We start from the raw sequence: 18,334 nt of genomic DNA, 5'->3' as shown, positions 1-18,334 counted from the left end.
TAGGTATTTCCTATTCCAAAACTCTTGTTCAAACCTGAGGTCAATTTGATATTTAAACCACTCCAGTCTAAATGGGGAACAAAAAACTGCAACATTTACGCGGTAAAAATACAATTACTGCGGTGAACGTAAAAATGGGTTATCATTTTTTGAGCTCTATAACTACACTGTTAGCTTGGGTTCTATTGTAATTAGTGGAGACCTTATGGAAGTTGGAATTTTCATCTATGACGGCGTTGAAATCCTCGATTTTTGTGGCCCCTATGAAGTTTTTTCTTCAGCCAACAAACATATCAATGAACACCTCGGCGTCAGTTTAGTCGCACCTACGCAAGCACCGGTAAGAGCGCGAGGAGGTATGAGTGTAAACCCCCATTACAGCATCTATTCAAACCCGCATTTTGATTTGCTGATCGTTGCAGGCGGAAAGCATCAAGGAATAATGAAAAACCCAACTGTTCTCCATTGGCTTGCAGAGACTGCTCAACATACCCGCGCTTGTGCATCTGTGAGTACCGGTGTATTTATGTACGCTGAAGCTGGGCTTATTGATGGAAAGAAGGTCACCACACATCGACAAGAAATAGAAGAATTAAAAACTAAGTATCCTCAACTGAGTGTCATCGAGAATAAGCGCTACATCATGGATCAAAATTTTACTAGCTCGGCCGGTATATCAGCCGGTATTGATATGTGCTTAGCGCTAGTAAGAAAAAGGTTTGGTGATAAAGTCGCTCGGCAAACTGCTCTAGATATGGAGTATACATGGTGTGACTGATCCCCTTATTATCTAATAAAGGCGGGCACAACTTCCAAATACCCGCTAACAGGACCAAATAAGTATTAGCTAGCCGCATTTAAGACCTGAGAATCTATTTCGCTATATACCTGTTGTAATTCAATTTGAATATCCGTGTATATCATCCGATGAGTGTTACTTTGATCTTTATCCTTAGCTGCAATTTCAAGTTTGTTCGTTAAATAGTGCAAGCGCTTGGCGCCAACATCTCCAGCTTGTCCTTTAAGTGCGTGCGCCGCTTGTTTTATTTTTTCATTGTCAACTTGCTCTATCGCATCGGTCATTTCTATAAAACGGGCATTTGCACTTTCTTTAAAAAGCTCACAAATCTTAGTGTATAAACTCTCATCATTCATTAAGCGCGCCAACGCAGCCTCTCGATCTAACGAAGGTATGTTAATATCCATTTCATCGTCTATGAGCTCACTCGCAGGGTCTTTAGCAGCTTGTACCGACTCGCTCTCATCTTTATCCGATTCGGTTACCCTAGCTGCATACTTAATCAAAATACCAAATAGTTTCTGGGCATCAATTGGTTTAGTAACATAATCATTCATGCCTGCAGACTTACAACGCTCTTCAGTTCCATCCATAGCACTGGCAGTCAAAGCGACAATCGGCACCGACCTATATAGTTCCCCTCCTTTTCCAGCTCGTATAGCTTCTGTTGTTGTATAGCCGTCCATAATCGGCATATTGCAATCCATTAAAATAGCCAACACTTCATTTCGTTCTACGGCAAGGTAATTTAATTTTTCCAGTAACTCTTGCCCAGAATGTACTAACAAAGAGTTTATATTCTGCCCGTTTAATACACCTTTAGCCACTTCCAAGTTAATTTGGTTGTCATCGACGACAATAACCGTCTGGCCTTTAAGTGCAGAAAATTTACTAGCAAAATCTTTGCTTTTAATCATGCTACCTTTAAGATCGAAAAGTGCCAAAGTATCAGGTTTGTTGAAAGCAGCAAGCACATCTACATAGGCTACAGGCTTACTTATAGTCGCTAACGCATATTTGGGTGGGGTAGGGTCAGATATGGGGTCAAAAATAAAACATGCTTTTTTGTCCAAGTTTGATGCTGTTGACAAGTTTTGCCCAAGCTCACTGCCAAAGTCAACCAACCAAAAATCAGCATGATTCAAATCGCAAATAAGCGCACCAAATAAACTCAGTACTTTTTTCCAGTACTTTTCTTCTTGCTCTGTTTTTGTAGCCAAGAAGATTTTTTTACCATTTAAAATAGGGCGCAAATAAAGCGGCTTGGCATCACTGCGCTGATATGGAATAGAAAAAACAAATGTGCTGCCTTTACCTTTTGTTGACTTAAAGTCTATTTTTCCACCCATAAGCTCGCACAATTGCTTGCATATCGACAAACCTAAGCCTGTTCCACCATACTCGCTTGATACGTTTTGTGTTTCTTGGCTAAAGGCTTCAAACAATCTATCATAGTTTTCTTTCGCTATACCTGTGCCAGTATCCTTAATTGATACCTCTAACCAAACCTGCTCTTCCTCTTCTGTGGTATTGGCATTGATATAGACTCCACCTTTTACTGTAAACTTAATCGCGTTACTAATTAGGTTATACAGTATTTGCTTTAACCTCCCAGCGTCCCCTGTCAGACTTAAATACCTAACGTCAGTTAAATCAAGAAAGTATTGAAGATGCTTCTGCTGAGCTTTAATTCCAACCGAACTGGCAACATGCTCAATTAATTGAATTGGATTGAAAGGCTGTGAATCAATTTCTAGCTTGCCCGCCTCAATTTTAGATAAATCGAGCACGTCATTGATTAAGCTTAACAAGGTTTTGGCACTGGTCCCCATCATCTCTAGATAATTAGATTGCTGTTGACTTACAATATCTCTTCGGACTAACTCAAGAGTACCTAAAATACCATTCAATGGTGTGCGCATCTCATGGCTAATATTTGAAATAAAAGCACTTTTCACTTCAGAAGATTCTTCTGCGCGGTGTTTAGCCAATGCTAACTCTAAGGTTCTTTGTTCAACTTGCGCTTCTAAAGATTCGTTCATTTTAACAATTTCTGCTTTGGCTTTGTTTTGCTCTGTGGTATCGGTCACAAACAGTGCAAATCCCAGTAACTTTTCTTCAACTGAACGGATGGGTGATGCCGTTAAGTGTAAATCACGCAGCTTTGCATCAAGCTCAACATTAATTTCCAACGGCTCAGGGGGGAGCTTATGAGAGATACTATATAGCGTAGAATGAAAATAATCATTCGGTATATAACGACTTAGCAGCTTGTACGGACCTCTTGAAACGCCTTGTAACTCGGTAAAAAACTGCTCAGCAGCAATATTGTGGCTAGTTATTTCAAGTTCGTTATTAAATCCAATAATGCCATCAGATGCACCGTTAATAATATCTGCCAACTCAGATCTGGCTTCAAGCAACTGCTGGCTATTTCTGTAGTAAGCCCACAGTGCCAATACTCCCAACATAAATAAGATCACGATTACCAAAATTAACGAATATGCGTTCAATCGCTTATCAAATAACGCTTCTTCATACTGTGCATAAGGAATTAAACTAACACCTTCAACCTTGCCCAAATCTGAGTTAGAAGACACAAACAAGTCAGCTTTCATGGCCAGATATTGCATATTCTCTGAACTTGCAACGAGCACACCATCTATTAACCATGGTTTTTGCTTAAAATACGATTGCCATGTCATATCAGCGTTAAGATCTTTACTAAAACGTAAGTTTTCATTGGGGTGATAAATAAAATGACCATCAGGCGTTAAAATATTTGATAAAACGCCCTGTGGCAATGCGCTTTTGAGCTTATCGAGTAATATTTGCGCGTCCAAATTAATCACCAACACTGCAAATAACTCATTGCTTTCATTATATATTGGAGTGGCAACACGCAGAGTTGGCTCTAGGGGGTAAACAATTTCTCCGTGCTCTTTGTTCAAGTCTATTTGTGATGCGTATATGCGCCGCTCTTTAAGTTTTATTGTTTGTGAAAAGTAATCTCGATGTGCCTTGTTTTGTAATTTGGCAGGGGGCTGAATTGATACCAAGCCACCGTAACGGTCTGCTCTGACTAACTCATCGCCCGTTGTACCATCTAGTAGCCGTAGCTGATTGATTTCGGTATAGGTATACATCATAGAGCTAAAAATCATTGATAAGCGTGTTTTCCACTGCTCAGTAGTGGTGTTATCTTTTGGGTCGATACCTTGATTGCGCTGTGCTCTAGAGATCCCCTGAATGGGTGGGGTATCAACTAAAAAGTTGATGTAATTTCTATAGGTTTGCACCTCACTTTTAAACATATCCTTTTGCTGCACTAAGGCATCAGACAATTGTAGAGTAATTTTATTTTGAGTTTGTTTTTGAATATTGGAGTCATATATAACAAACACGATAATCATAGTAAGTGCTAACAGTGCTAAACTCCCACCCAATGAGCCACTCTTAATCACACGAAAAACAGATTGTTTTGTTACCACACTATAGCTCCTTTATGGTGATACAATTACGGCCACTTTGTTTAGATAAGTAGAGTTGCTCATCAGCCGCCTGCAACCATTTTTCATCATCTACATTACTCACCGAATTGCTGTACACGCCACCAATACTGAGTGTGATGTTGCCAAAGGGTGACCCTTCATGACTGATATAGGCTTCTTCTATGCGCTGTTTTAGTTTATTAGTAAGCGTTTCTAGGCCGTACTTATCAACCTGTGGCATAATACATACAAACTCCTCACCACCATATCTAACCACCGCATCTTCACCTCGCAAATGGTTAGTCTCAATAATTTGCGCTACTTGCTTTAAACACTCGTCCCCTGTCAGGTGCCCGTAAAAATCATTATATTTTTTAAACCAATCAATATCTGCCATTAACAGTGAAAATGCAGTACCATTTCGTTTAGCGTAGGACAACCTCTTTACAAGCTCTGAAGTAAGGTAGTGGCGGTTATATACTTGCGTAAGACCATCAACAAATACCATTTTTTTTAACTTTTTATACTGGTATTGCAATTTAACTTGCGCACCCACCCTATGTAACAAAGTTAAGGCGTTAACTGGCTTAATAACAAAATCGCTACCACCTGCTTGCCAACATAGAGTTTGTTCATGGTCTTCTCGGTGAGAAGTAACAAAAATCACCGGGATATCTTTGGTTACATCACGATTTTTAAGCACTTTGCAGGTTTCTAAACCATCCAAGCCAGGCATTTCTACATCCATTAGAATAACGTCTGGCGTCTTTGATTCACAAAATTTAATGCAATCATCACCGCTTACACAACGCTCTACGGTATAGTTTGAGGAAAGGATTTTATGTATCACTAAAAAGTTTATATCATCGTCTTCAACAACCAAGATATTCGCATGCATCGAAACTTTATCCGTAAGTACGTATTACATCTTTTGACTAGATATAACTTTAGTAGAGCGATTCATATTTGCAAAAACCACGAGATACGAGGGCACAGCATTTGGTAACGCTGTGCCTGCCTCTATTAGGATATGATTAACGACGGTTGTGCTTTGACCAGTAGTTTATATCAGGTCCTTTTGGCACCACTTGTGTTGGATTAATCATGGTATGACTGTAGTAATAGTGTCTTTTAATATGCTTAAAGTCGACAGTATCAGCGATGTTGGGCCATTGGTATAAATCTCGTAAGTAATTCGCGATATTGGGGTAGTCTTCAATTTGCTGTCTATTGCACTTAAAGTGCCCAAAATATACCGCATCAAAGCGGATCAAAGTTGTAAACAAGCGCCAATCAGCCTCTGTAGGGCTTTCTCCTACGAGGTAACGTGAGTCAGCTAAAATAGCGTCTATTTTATCCAATGCAGCAAATAATGAATCGAATGCTTGCTCATACGCCTCTTGAGTTGTGGCAAAGCCACAACGATATACACCGTTATTAATGTTTTTGTAAACATAGTCATTAATATCATCAATGGATGATTGCAGCTGCTTTGGGTAGTAATCATCACGATTGCCAGTTATCTCGTCAAAAGCGCTGTTAAACATACGAATAATCTCACTCGACTCATTACTAACGATCCTTTTTTGTTGCTTATCCCAAAGCACAGGTACGGTGACTCGCCCTGAGTAATTACTATCGTTGCGCGTATACAGCTGGTGCATAAACGCATGAGCGTATAATTCATCTCCTGAACTACCGCTGGCGGTGTCGAATGTCCAGCCGTCACTAAGCATATCAGGGCTAACTATCGACACTGATATGTGCTCAGTTAACCCTTTTAGCGCCCTGAAAATTAAAGTGCGGTGCGCCCAAGGGCAAGCAAGCGAAACATACAAGTGGTAACGCCCCGATTGCGCTTTAAAACCAGCTTCGCCAGTTGGGCCTGCCGAGCCATCTTTAGTGACCCAATTTCTTAGCTTTGCCGCCTCTCGCTCAAACTTACCGTCGCTTTTGCTGGTGTCATACCACTTATCCTGCCATATTCCGTCTACAAGCAATCCCATACCATCCTCCTAACTAAACAATGTCGCCAAAGTTACCCAATTGATAATCTCTGAGCGCTTCGCGCAGCTGCTCTTGAGTGTTCATAACAAAAGGACCCATGTGCGCTATTTCTTCGTTGATCGGCTGTCCTGCCAGTACTAACACCCCTAAACCGCTTTCAGCTGCAGCTAATTTGAGCGGTTCGCTAGGCGACACCTCTAGTAAATTACCCGCTGCAAATGCTGAATCCGCGAGTTGACCACTGTGAATATAGACCAACACTTTTCCATGCTTTGAAACATCAAGTACCGCTTTGGCATTTTTAGGTAATATGACGTCCGCAATCGCACCATCACCAGCCAGTCCTTGTATGACACCTTCAATAACTTGAGAGTCCATAGACCAAGCACCAGCTAAGGCACGTAATTCAACTTGCTCAGAGTTAACTAGCATTGGCACGCCAGTATCAATAGAATCTTTGTAACGCGGTGGGCGCATCTTTTCTTTGGCTGGCATGTTCAACCAAATTTGAAAACCGTGCATTCCATTGTCTTCATCAACTAACGGCATTTCGCTGTGTACAACCCCTCGTCCTGTACTCATCCATTGTACATCACCACTGCGAATGGCTTTTTTGTTACCCATTTGGTCTTGGTGCTCAAACCCACCTTTACGAATATAGGTAAAAGTTTCAATACCTCGATGAGGATGAGGCGGAAATCCGCCTATATAGTCGCTTTCGTCATCTGATTTAAGCTCATCGATCATCAAATATGGGTCTAAGCTCTTACCGTCAAACCCGGCGATGCGGTTAATGCGCACACCTGCACCATCTTTGGTCGCATACGCCTTTTGGCTACGAATAACTTTCATTGTTTTGCTCCAAAAACTATCTAATGATTCAACTTTACCAGAACAAAAAAGAACGAAAATTAGTAAATTCAGGGTCAATCATTCTAAAAATCAGAATGCACCTTCAACTTGTTACTAATTTAACCAAAGGCTACAATCCAGAAAAATATAGAAGGGATATCATCATGCTTCGCGCGTTTTTCACTATATTGGCTTTTTGTGCTTTTAGTTCATCAGCATTGACCTGTGATAACACACCAAAAGGTTGGAAAAATCTGAATTTTATAAATAGTCCTGAAGCAAACTTACACAGCTTTTTGACTTATTCAGCGAGAAAGCCCCAGAGCCTTGAAGCCTTTATGTCTGACTCGTCTATCTCCGACAAAGACAAACAAACCCTAAAAAACTCAGTTGTTCAATATCAAACCTTCACTAAACAAAAGCGCTTCCACCCGCTTTTTGATAGGGGGGAGCTTGCACTTCTAACCGAATGGTTTGGCAAAAATGAGCCATTGATAGGTGTAAACGTAAACCCTGTTAGTCAATCTTATTTTGCAACCGTAGGCTTATACAAAGAACACTTTTGGCAAGCACATTGTCAACAAAACAGTATTTGGCAAGCAAACCTTCAAAGCAAGCTCACACAATATGGTGAAGAAATTAATCAAAGGCTTGGTCAACTATTTTTAGGGGAATTGGTAAACGTGCCAAGGCACCGAATTTTTGCACATGCCCGCCCATTTACAAGGCAAGGCGCGTTTACATCAGGGCGTGAATACGTCACGCATATGAATACCTTCCAGCCAAGCTTTCGTGATTGGTATGCACTAGAATTATTGTTTCATGAACTGAGTCACATACCCTTTTCTGAAAACGAGCGTTTAAAAAACGGTATTGAGCAAACTTTTGAAAAGCATGGAATTGCCGAACATGCCGGTATTTGGCACCCTATATTGTTTTACACGGTAGGGGAGGTGACGCGCCAAGCCATCATAGCCGAACACCCTGACTACCTACCTTATGCAAATAAAAAAAGCTTATACAAAGGGCGTTGGGATTATTTTCCTGAGCTTGAACAGCATTGGCTCCCTTATATCAATGGCCAAGTATCGTTCGAACAGGCACTAGATAACTTAGCCAAAGCGGTTAAGCTAAACGCCTCGTTTAAATAACAAACTTTTTAGGCTCGCCTCTGGGTTAATATCTTTAAACTCAGGCGGGTTATCTAAGCGCTCGACAAATATCATCTCGGGCGCTTGCTGCGCCATTTCGTCAATTAAAAACTGAGAATCGACGCTTGGGTCATTTACACACGCGAGTACCTGCGCATGTTCGCTTAATAGTTCAGGTAAGCGACGCAGTATTTTCTTGTAATCTTTAGTTAGGGCAAAGCTGCCTTTTTGAAATGAAGGTGGGTCGATGATCACCAGATCGTATGGCCCAAATTTACGGACCTTACCCCAAGACTTGAATAACTCATGTCCTAAAAATTTAACCCGGCTGAGATCATGCTCATTGGCTCTGTGATTTTCACGTCCTTTGCTCAACGCCGCTTTTGCCATATCAAGATTAACGACTTGCTTGGCACCACCAGCAATTGCAGCAACCGAAAAGCCGCACGTGTAGGCAAATAAGTTCAGTACATTTTTATTTTGTGCATTTGATTTAACCCAGCTGCGGCCAAATCGCATATCCAAAAACAGCCCATTATTTTGCTTATTGCCTAAGTCTAATAAAAAGGTCAGGTCATTTTCTATCACACTCTGCTGTGCTGTATATGTGCCCCACAATACCTGCAACTCGCAATCAGGACGGCTACGATGGTGCAATAACACACTCTTCACGTTATTTTTCCAAAGCGGTATATCTATCCAACTTTTAACCATCTCGCAAAGAGCTGGAATAAACTCAGCTTCAGGCTCTTTGAATAAGGAAATTAGGATCTGCCCACCAAGCCAATCTACCGTAATATGCTCAAGGCCTGTAAAGCATTGGCCTCGGCCGTGGAAAAGTCGTCTCACTTGTGAAGGAAAGCTATCAATTTGACGAAGGTGTTGGTCAAGTAAAGGCAGGGCTGATGGTGTCATAATAAAAAACTAGGAGTAAACAAGCGCGCCATTGTACGCGTATTTTAAATGTGGCACCACATGCAAAGCGGCCGATGATGCCATAAGGGTTTAATGCACTAGTTGGCTTGATAAATGACTTCACCATCAAGCAGTGTCATAACGACCTTTGTCTGCTTTATTTGTTCTGCTTCGAGTTCAAATAGATTGTTATCGAGTACCACTAAATCAGCACGTTTACCCACTTCAATACTCCCCACCAAGTGCTCTTGGCGCATCGCATACGCGCCGTTAATGGTGTATGCCGCTATTGCTTGAGCTAAAGTAATATTTTGTGGTGCGCGCGAAATCGCATGACTGATACCTACAAACGGATTAAAGGTGCTCACGTTCCAATCACTACTCAACGTCAACGTGGCATTGGCATTTTGCAATTCCTTGATAGGCACCAAATCTTGCGAACGCTCTGCACCAATGAGAGGGATATTCTCAGGCCAATGGCTTGGCTGACTAAATTCGCCAGCGACTTGCGCATCAGCAATCACATTCAACTTAGCAAAACGAGGGAAGTCATCAGGGTTCACCACTTCTAAATGGGTAATACGGTGGCGAGCAGTGCCATTTGAGGCATTTTCAACGGCATTCAGTGCCTCGTAAATGCCTCTATCACCAATACCATGAATATTAAAATCAAAGCCTACAGGCTCAAGCGCTTTAATGTATTTTTCTAAACGCGCTTGGGTAAAGTAGTTAAGCCCTTTATTGCCATATAGATTCAACCAATCAACTTCATAAGGATCATGCATTGCCGCCGTGCTGTTCACCAAAATACCATCCATATAAAACTTAACTTGGTCCACTTTTAATAAGCTGTCAGTTGGGCGGCTAAACATCGTTTTTAAGCTGGCTAGCTGTTTTTCGTCACTCATTTGAGGGTATGCCCACAGACCAAGACTAACACGCAACGTTAACTTATCTTCATCAGCCACGCGCTGCCAAGTCTGTAGATGACCACGCTGCCAATAAGTGCGCGCATCACTGATGGAGGTGATACCCACTTTATTTAGCTCGGGCATGGTGTACTCTATTAACCCCCAATAATCTTGCTCAGACGCATCCGAGCGCGAACGCATGGCCAGCTCCATAACTTGATTACCGGCGTTATCGTACAAAATGCCATTTAGATAGCCGTGCTCATCACGCCCAAGTACACCGCCAATAGGGTCAACGCTCTGGTGAGTGATACCCGCAAGCGCTAAAGCCTTGCTATTCACCCACATCGAGTGAGAGGTTTGCTCCATGATGATCACGGGCCGATCAGGGATAGCGTCATCTAAAACAGACAACGGCGAGCTTTGCATCTCTAGCAATGTTGCAATTTCATGACCATAACCAATTAACCAACGACTATCAGAGTGCTGTAAATTGGCTTCATGAAGAATATCCATATACTCTTGCTCGCTGGCAGAGCCTGGTAGGGTAATTTGCGTCACCTCTGAAGCCGACTCCAACGGGTGAATATGCACGTCATGAAAACCGGGCAGCACCATTTTGCCTTTTAAATCTATCACCTGTGTGGTGGTGCCAATATAACTTTTTGCTTTGTCGTCATTGCCAACAAAAACGATTTTATTGCCTTGAATAGCAACCGCTTGTGCCCATAGCTGCTTGCTATCGACCGTGTAAACTCGAGCATTGACAAATACCGTGCTCGCTGATGCTTGGTTAGACATCGTTGGTGAGTTTTGTGATAGTTCAGCATTGTCTGAGCACCCGGATAACGAGCTGCTCAGCGCCAGCAGTGTAGTAGAAAATAACATAATAGAACGACTCATAGTTGACTCCTTTGTATTACCACTACACTATCAAGACAGAGGTAACCGTAAGGTAACAGCATAGGCAACCCATGATTATTTTACTGGTAGAAGATGACACGCTCTTAGCTACCCATAGCATCGACTTTTTAGCCAAAGAAGGCATTGAGGTTGACTACGCCAGCACGGTTAGGCAGGCTAAATCTATCAGTGCGCAACAACAGTATGACGCCATTGTACTAGATATAAATTTACCTGATGGCGATGGCTTAAATCTAGCACAGCAATGGCAACATACTCGCAGCGAGCCTATTTTATTTCTCAGCGCTCGAGCTGCCTTAGATGACAAACTCAAAGCCTTTTCATTCGGCGCATTGGATTACTTAACCAAGCCATTTGCGTTAGAAGAGCTCGCCATAAGAATTAAGCTATTAGCCAATAAAAACACGCTTAAAAGCAACAAACGCTTTGCCTTAGACTCGCTCAATGTTGATTTAAACGCCAAAATCATCACTCGAGCGCAGCGTCTCATAGTGCTCTCGCCCCAACAGTGGCAATTGCTTACGTTGCTCGTTGAGCACTATCCAAACCCAGTAGACAAAGCGACGGTTATAAACACCATTTGGCCCGACCAAGACGTCAATAACAACATGTATAAATCGCTATTAACACGTTTACGCAGCAACTTAAGCCATGAACATGAGACACCTTTATTGCATACCTTAAAAAAGCAAGGGATCGTTCTAAAAATGGAAAAAACAGATGAGTAATACGTCAATTATCCGCTACTTAAGTATCCGCATTATCTTGCTGATGCTATTGCTAATGGCATGCTGGATAACCGTAGCAAAATACGGCTATGAGTTTGCACTTGATGATAGCGCCGAACACTATTTGTATTACGATGCGCAGCTTATCGCACAGCAACAGATTGAATTACCAATAAGCGATGATTTTAAACTGCTCACGCAGCATCAAAGCGACTTACCCTTGCCTATACAACAAGCATGGCGAGCTGGCTTGTTACCAGTGAACCAAGTCAGCTTAGTCAGTGACACCTTTAACGACACTTATGTATTACCTTGGCAACCGGCATCTTCTAATGCGGTGCCGATATTTATCTTGCACTTTTTTGACAAGCAAGACACCTTACCCATTATGCCATGGTTACTGCTATTGCTGGTGGTATTAAGCATCCCTATTCTTTACATTGTTATCCGCAGTGCATTTAAAATACACATGGAAATCAATTTATTAACTAAGTTTGTAAACACTAACAAGCCACCTAATAAACAGAGTAAATTCCAAGAGTTAAGCGCATTTTTTAAAGCGCTCACTATCGCTCGCCAAGCCGAGCATTTCGCCCAACAAAGAGAGCGTTTAGTGTCTACATATTTAAGTCATGAAATACGCACCCCACTAACTCAAATTCAACATGGAACCTCACGCTTACAACAACTTGATGATTTACCCCTTGAAGCGATAGAGGTGCTACAAAGCTTAGCGCTGTCACAGCATCGCCTAACATCAACCTGTAGCGCGGTCCTGGCTCTATGGCAACAAGATAACTTAGCTACCCAACAGCTTGACTTAAGAGGGAGCATTAAAGGTGTGGTGCAAAAATTACAAACGCCAACTCAGCCAATAAAACTCAACCTCTGTGCCTTTGAGGTTATCAAGTCAATACACTCTGAATTGTTTGAGCTACTGCTCACCCAAGCGATAGAAAATGCGCAACAACACGGTGAACCACCATTGACTATCACCCTAAGTGACGATGCATTACAGTTACAAAATCCCATCGGTGATAGTAAACAGTGCTCATCAGGAGTAGGGCTGGGTAGTATACTCATAGAGCAAATATGCCAGCGGCTAAACTGGTATCAAAATGTCACTCTAGAAGGTGGTGAGTACCTACTTACAATTAAATTTAAAGCCGCTATGTAAGATTATGCACTTTGTGCATAACGTACAAACTCTGAATAGATTGAGTCTTTAATCAATCTATCTGGTGTAAACGCATAGTAGTGTTGATATACGTTGTCTATCGGGCCAATAAAGCTGACATCGCGGTTGCGTTCTATCTCGTCTTTAACTGAAAGCGGTGCGGGGAATAGACCAAACCCTTGCTGGCCTAGCGCAACCATTAATGCACTGTCATCAACATGGCCCGCAATACTGATTTCAATTCCTAATTCATCTAACCAATAGTGAATCGCGCTGGTCACAGGACTTGATTTTGCGGGTAAAACAACGGGCACCTCACTGAGTGTTCTAGGATAGTTGGATTGCAATTTATACTGCCAGTCTTTAGCGCCAAAAAAGCCTAGCTGACTTTTGCCTATCTCATGGCAAAATACTTTAAAGGGCAAACTGCTATCAAGCGGTTTATCGGCCAACACTAAATCTAATTTATGGGTTGCCATTTGTGCCAACAACTCTGCTTGCTGACCATCAATGCAATGTAAATTAGCAATACGCTCGTTCTCTATAAGCGGCGCCAACCACTTAGACACGAGCGACTTCGGCAGTGCGTCAGATATACCTACTTTAAGGGTACGCGATAACGCGCTGATATCCCCTTGTGTTGTCTCCAGCCACTCGTTTGCAATGGTAAACATATCATCGGCATATTGCTGTGTGATTTGCCCAAACTCAGTTAAACGTAAACCACGACCCTCACGTAAAAATAGCGATTTACCTAAACGCTGCTCAAGGCTAGTTATTTGCGCGCTGACAGTTTGCGGTGTTAAATGCAGCACTTTACTTGCCGCTGCAATACTGCCATGACGACTAACCTGCCAAAAGTAATACAAGTGGTTATAGTTTATGTTGGTTATCATTCGTTAATACCTACCAATAAGTAAGAAATAATCAGCTTTTTTCTTTTTATATACCTTAGTAGATTTATTGTGTGCCTGCAATTGAGGTGCGACAAATTGATTAAATGACACTATGAGCCAAGCTATGAAACTTAAGTTATCGATAAAAGACAAAACCGTCACAGCTTTGATGAAGGTAAAACTGTCAAAGCTGGTAACCGCCCAACTACACAAATATGCATTAAATATTCGAAGTGTTGAGCTGCATATTGATGACATTGAGTCTCGAGAGCATGGCGTGCTCAAACAATGTCGCATACATTTGCACTTGCCGGGACTGCCCAGCATTAGACTCAAAGCGAAAGGCAATAACATGCTACAGGCGATTAAACGTGCTTTGCACAATAGCCAAACGTTACTGGCGCAAAAGTATGCACTTACTCACTAACACCCCCTTATTTTTGCTATCTGTTTGTAAGTAAACGCTTTAGTCGGCACTCACATTTCCATAGATCCCAAGCACTTGCAGCGGCAGGGATGCCGCTCTATTTCAATAAAATTACTATCAAGCTTTGCTATTGAAAGCCGATAAAGAGTTATTCGAATATGGATATTATCGAGGCTATTGTGAAAACCACGCTGACGCTCCACCAACCTATCGTGCCAGATAAGGCCAAAAGCACGTCCGCCAATAATGAGCCAAAAGATTTCACGGTGCCTACACTGCGTATGCCCCCAGAGGCGATGAAAAAGCTTAACAAGCTTGATAAGGATGAAGAAAAAGAAGATAGCAGGCCCGCACTGCCAGCCCATATTGAAGCCTTGGTTGAGCAGCGCAAAAAAATCAAAGAGCAAATAAAAGAACAAAAAGAGCAACTAGACAAGCTTAAATCTAGAGATGATTTAGACGAAGAAATCAAAACCAATTTACTAAAACAACAAAGTGACTATTTAATGCAACTGCAAATACAGCTTATGGGCATCACCCAATCGTTGCAAGATGCCCTAAAAGAAGCAGGCATTAGTGACTTAGGATTGTTAGCAGATGTACTGGTTTAATGGGCTTTAGGCCTTTTCCTATAGTCTTTTTATGTAAACTATTCTTTTTATTAATAATCAGAGCGGTATAAAAACTATCACCAAGGAAAGCAAAAGTTTTAGCTGCGCTCCTTCATGAACACAGTAGGCTAAACCTTCGTAATTAATCAAAACCTCTGTTTTTAGTTAAAATCCTACCAACAACACCTTACCTAATGCCATGCCTTCACGCTGGCAGCTAAAGTCGATACGGCTGTTCAATGGTGTATCATACAACGACTCTAATTTTTTAAATGGTGTGCCAATAAACTTTACCGCTTTAACGCGTAAGCTCATACGCGTGCGCTTATCTAAAAATGCAAACGCAGTGGCATTTAGCGTTTGCTGGCAAGACTCTAAAATATCGCTGGATAGAATATTCTGATGAATTGCTTGATAAATTTCTTGTGAGTCTATTTGATGATGGCTACTTGCCAATATGCATGTGGCGTAAACATCCAGTAATCCAACCGCACGAATTTTTTGGTTGTTGGGATCTTCGTACATCGCCATCACACAAGGCACTTTAGTTTCGTCAAAATATTGAGGTTTAATCGACTGAATAGCCAAATCTTTATCTACGTGCTTGTGGATTAAACGTTCCAACTGACCAAGCTTAGGTAAAGCCAGTTCTCCGTTTATCTCAACTTCTTCAAGCATCACTTGGCTTTCTTCAGTGCCTTGAACTAAGGGTAAAAGTTGGTCGTGCAACTGCTGATCTGAAAAAGGCTTAGAAAGCACAAATCGCGCACCGGCTCGTAACGCTTCGTCTACCTGTGATTTTTCATCAACGGTAGTGATCATCGCAACTGTCATATTCAGTTGTCGTTTTTTAATCGCCTGCAGCAAGGTTAGTCCAGACATGTCAGGCATGTACCAGTCAGTCAATACGATATCAGGTTGCCAATTACCAATTTCTCTTAAAGCGGCCTTAACACTATTCGCTTTTCTGATGAATAGTTTTCGATAACCAAAGTTCTGTAATGCCCGCCTAACAATTTCTAGCGTCGCTTGGCTATCATCCACAATTAATATTTTCACATTTTACCACTTTATACAAAAACTTGTTTTTTATTATAGGCATATTTTCTATGCATCACTAAACTGAAGGAAAGTATCACCAGAGGTAAGTCATAAATCAATGCAGAGCTTTCAACTATCCGCCGATGTCTATCAATATATTGCCATAAACTTTGGCCTAATTATCCTAGCCGCATGGTTTTATATTCTGCTGTTAATATTGCGAGAATTTCGGCACTTTGCAACCAGTATGATCAAACAGCAACCAAACATACAAAGCGAAGACATATTAAACATCTGCCGAGAGTCAGTTGATAATGCACTTAATTACGTTAATAACAACAGTGAGACAATCACCCAGCTATCCCAAATTCAAAGCACCCTAGAGCAACAACTTGCTGAGATCAGAAATTCGACTAAAGATCATATAACCCCAAAAGAGGAAGCGTCGATTAAAGCGTTAAATCAAAAGCTTATTCAATCTCACACCTTAATTAGAAAGCTAAAAGGTGATCTAGATAAAAGCACAGGGATGCTAAAACAAGCAAAAAAAAAGCTATACAATCAAAATGATGAAATTGAAACATTGCAAAAAGAGCATCAGCAACTGCAAGAGAAATATCAAGCCATTCAGTCTCAAGTATCACCTACAGGTAATATCGAGCAAATGACCATGGATTTTGAACGAGAAAAAGCACAAATGACCGATGCAATTAACAACTATAAATTGAAAATTGCGGAACAAAATCAAGCATTAGAGCAACTTTCATTACAAGCCGATAACACCAATGAAGGTGCTGATCTCAACGAAATAAAATCGGAACTTGAACAAACAAAACAAGCATTAAAACATCTCACAAAAGAGAAAAAATTTATTGAAAGCAGATATTTAGAGATAACAAAGCAAAAAGGAGACGATTCTTAGCTGTGCGGCTTCTGCGATATCAATTTAAAGTAAACACAAAAATAAATACAAAAAATTAACTTTCGTGACATTCTATAAAAAACAATGTATTTTTGTTTAGAACTTTTCAGCCACTTCTTTGGTTGTTTTTGTAACGTAACGTTAAGTTCGAGCCACTCTTATTTTTTGACCGTCAAATGGTAAAAAGGGATTACATATGGCGTATATATCAAATACCAGCGCTCAAGATACACAGATAAAAACCAAGCCTTCCAAGGTGAAAAGTGTTTGGCTAGTCACCTCTATATTACTGTTTCTTATATTTTTATATTTTATTCTCGTACCTGCGCTTGCCAATTGGACTAGCGGTACAAACTCCATATCGTTAGACAAAATTAGAGTCGCACAAGTAGAAAAGGGCTTGTTTATAAGAGACTTTTCACTACAGGGAAAAGTTGTCGCAGCTAAGCGTCCGGTACTTTATAGCCCTGCTCAAGGAACCGTCACCTACCTTGTTGAAGCGGGTGACAGTGTTGAACAAGGCCAATCACTAGCGGTTATTGACAGCCCAGAGCTTAAGAGCCTTTATAATCAAGAAGTTGCAAATTTAACCAAACTCAAAACCCACCTCGAACGTGAAAAGATTCAAGTAAAGAAATCAAACCTTCAGCAAGATAACTTGATAGGTAAGGCTGAAGTTGCACTTAACGCAGCACAGCGAGAGATGTTGCGTTCTGAAAATGCTAAAAAAAATAATGTGATCAGCGATATTGATTATCAAAAAGCCAAAGACGATTTACAAAATGCGAAAAGAGAATATCAGCACGTACTCAAAGAAGTGGCGCTACTTAAAGAAAGTCAAAAATTTGAAATTCAAACTCGAGAGCTAGAGTTACAATCACAACAAGTCAAAGTCACAGAGTTAAAGCGCCAAGTAGATGGATTACAGATCACGTCACCTGTCACCGGACTTGTCGGCAACTTGAACGTGCAGCAAAAAAGCTCGGTGACAAAAAACCAAGCATTGTTGCGAGTGGTTGACTTAACTCAATACGAACTTGAAGTGCAAATACCTGAAAGTTACGCAGATGACTTAGCATTGGGGATGGAAGCTCTGATCACGCTGAATCACACACAGTATGCCGGTGAGCTAGTTGCCATTTCTCCTGAAATATCTCAAGGTTCAGTAAGTGCAAAGATCCGCTTCAAAGATACTTCTTTAACGGGGCTTAGACAAAATCAACGGCTCACAACCCGTATCATACTTGAACAAAAAAATAACATTGCCTATTTACCCAGAGGACAATTTGTTAATTCTTATAATGGCCAATTTGCTTACGTACTCAATGGCGAAGAAGCCATAAAAATCCCTATTGAACTTGGCTCTCGTAGCCTAGCACAAGTAGAGGTTATATCAGGTCTAAGTCAGGGAGATCGCGTTGTGATCTCAGATACAAATATCTTTAAAGATGCGCCGCGTGTGCGCATCTTACAATAGCAAGG

At 41.2% G+C, this 18,334-nt stretch carries 16 protein-coding genes; 8 read left to right on the top strand and 8 right to left on the bottom strand.

The features are described 5' to 3' along the window. Positions 1–205: 205 nt before the first annotated feature. Positions 206–778, top strand: a complete 573-nt coding sequence (locus HG263_RS07645) for a DJ-1/PfpI family protein (RefSeq protein ID WP_171625479.1) — start codon at positions 206–208, stop codon at positions 776–778. A 65-nt stretch (positions 779–843) separates the two neighbouring features. Here HG263_RS07645 and HG263_RS22680 read toward each other — a convergent pair whose 3' ends face one another. The 4 genes from HG263_RS22680 to HG263_RS07625 all read right to left on the bottom strand — a co-directional run bounded on the left by HG263_RS22680 (position 844) and on the right by HG263_RS07625 (position 7,149). Beyond that, on the bottom strand, positions 844–4,290 hold the full coding sequence (locus HG263_RS22680) for an ATP-binding protein (RefSeq protein WP_171625478.1): 3,447 nt from the start codon (positions 4,288–4,290) through the stop codon (positions 844–846). 1 nt (position 4,291) lies between these two features. Then, the gene (locus HG263_RS07635; protein ID WP_171625477.1) at positions 4,292–5,188 is read right to left on the bottom strand and encodes a GGDEF domain-containing response regulator; all 897 of its coding nucleotides are present in this window, start codon (positions 5,186–5,188) and stop codon (positions 4,292–4,294) included. A gap of 136 nt (positions 5,189–5,324) precedes the next feature. After that, on the bottom strand, positions 5,325–6,296 hold the full coding sequence (locus tag HG263_RS07630; protein ID WP_171625476.1) for a glutathione S-transferase family protein: 972 nt from the start codon (positions 6,294–6,296) through the stop codon (positions 5,325–5,327). Positions 6,297–6,309: 13 nt separating this feature from the next. Then, positions 6,310–7,149: a pirin family protein gene (locus HG263_RS07625; protein WP_171625475.1), complete on the bottom strand. Its 840-nt coding sequence runs from the start codon at positions 7,147–7,149 to the stop codon at positions 6,310–6,312. Between the two features lie 164 nt (positions 7,150–7,313). Here HG263_RS07625 and HG263_RS07620 point away from each other — a divergent pair, with 164 nt between their 5' ends. Continuing rightward, on the top strand, positions 7,314–8,300 hold the full coding sequence (locus tag HG263_RS07620) for a hypothetical protein (RefSeq protein WP_171625474.1): 987 nt from the start codon (positions 7,314–7,316) through the stop codon (positions 8,298–8,300). Here the strand turns inward: HG263_RS07620 and HG263_RS07615 are convergent. Together HG263_RS07615 and HG263_RS07610 are read right to left on the bottom strand one after the other, a co-directional pair. Beyond that, positions 8,280–9,215 carry a class I SAM-dependent methyltransferase gene (locus HG263_RS07615; RefSeq protein WP_171625473.1) on the bottom strand — a complete coding sequence of 312 codons (936 nt, stop codon included), beginning with the start codon at positions 9,213–9,215 and terminating at the stop codon, positions 8,280–8,282. The genes HG263_RS07620 and HG263_RS07615 overlap by 21 nt on opposite strands. A 98-nt stretch (positions 9,216–9,313) precedes the next feature. Then, positions 9,314–11,029 carry an amidohydrolase gene (locus HG263_RS07610; RefSeq protein ID WP_171625472.1) on the bottom strand — a complete coding sequence of 572 codons (1,716 nt, stop codon included), beginning with the start codon at positions 11,027–11,029 and terminating at the stop codon, positions 9,314–9,316. Positions 11,030–11,100: 71 nt separating this feature from the next. Between HG263_RS07610 and HG263_RS07605 the strand changes: the two genes are divergently transcribed. Both HG263_RS07605 and HG263_RS07600 read left to right on the top strand, forming a co-directional pair. Beyond that, the gene (locus tag HG263_RS07605) at positions 11,101–11,778 is read left to right on the top strand and encodes a response regulator transcription factor (RefSeq protein WP_171625470.1); all 678 of its coding nucleotides are present in this window, start codon (positions 11,101–11,103) and stop codon (positions 11,776–11,778) included. Then, positions 11,771–12,955 (top strand): histidine kinase, encoded by a 1,185-nt coding sequence (locus HG263_RS07600; RefSeq protein ID WP_171625468.1) that lies wholly within the window; start codon positions 11,771–11,773, stop codon positions 12,953–12,955. Before HG263_RS07605 ends, HG263_RS07600 begins: the two co-directional genes overlap by 8 nt. A gap of 2 nt (positions 12,956–12,957) precedes the next feature. On the opposite strand, the gene nhaR is transcribed toward HG263_RS07600, so the two are convergent. Continuing rightward, positions 12,958–13,851: a transcriptional activator NhaR gene (nhaR, locus tag HG263_RS07595; RefSeq protein ID WP_171625467.1), complete on the bottom strand. Its 894-nt coding sequence runs from the start codon at positions 13,849–13,851 to the stop codon at positions 12,958–12,960. A 124-nt stretch (positions 13,852–13,975) separates the two neighbouring features. Here nhaR and HG263_RS07590 point away from each other — a divergent pair, with 124 nt between their 5' ends. Beyond that, positions 13,976–14,278: a hypothetical protein gene (locus HG263_RS07590; RefSeq protein WP_171625466.1), complete on the top strand. Its 303-nt coding sequence runs from the start codon at positions 13,976–13,978 to the stop codon at positions 14,276–14,278. A gap of 158 nt (positions 14,279–14,436) precedes the next feature. Then, a complete protein-coding gene (locus HG263_RS07585; protein ID WP_171625465.1) occupies positions 14,437–14,889 on the top strand; it encodes a hypothetical protein in 453 nt (150 codons plus the stop codon). A 165-nt stretch (positions 14,890–15,054) separates the two neighbouring features. Here HG263_RS07585 and HG263_RS07580 read toward each other — a convergent pair whose 3' ends face one another. Continuing rightward, positions 15,055–15,948, bottom strand: a complete 894-nt coding sequence (locus tag HG263_RS07580; RefSeq protein ID WP_171625464.1) for a response regulator — start codon at positions 15,946–15,948, stop codon at positions 15,055–15,057. A gap of 100 nt (positions 15,949–16,048) precedes the next feature. Between HG263_RS07580 and HG263_RS07575 the strand changes: the two genes are divergently transcribed. Both HG263_RS07575 and HG263_RS07570 read left to right on the top strand, forming a co-directional pair. Beyond that, positions 16,049–16,852, top strand: coding sequence for a coiled-coil domain-containing protein (locus HG263_RS07575; RefSeq protein WP_171625463.1), 804 nt, complete (start codon positions 16,049–16,051; stop codon positions 16,850–16,852). A 196-nt stretch (positions 16,853–17,048) separates the two neighbouring features. Continuing rightward, on the top strand, positions 17,049–18,329 hold the full coding sequence (locus tag HG263_RS07570; protein ID WP_171625462.1) for an efflux RND transporter periplasmic adaptor subunit: 1,281 nt from the start codon (positions 17,049–17,051) through the stop codon (positions 18,327–18,329). The last annotated feature ends 5 nt before the right edge of the window (positions 18,330–18,334 follow it).

It is taken from the genome of Pseudoalteromonas caenipelagi (assembly GCF_013140855.1).
Taxonomy (GTDB): domain Bacteria; phylum Pseudomonadota; class Gammaproteobacteria; order Enterobacterales; family Alteromonadaceae; genus Pseudoalteromonas; species Pseudoalteromonas caenipelagi.
This window is presented reverse-complemented; position numbering and strand designations above follow the sequence as displayed.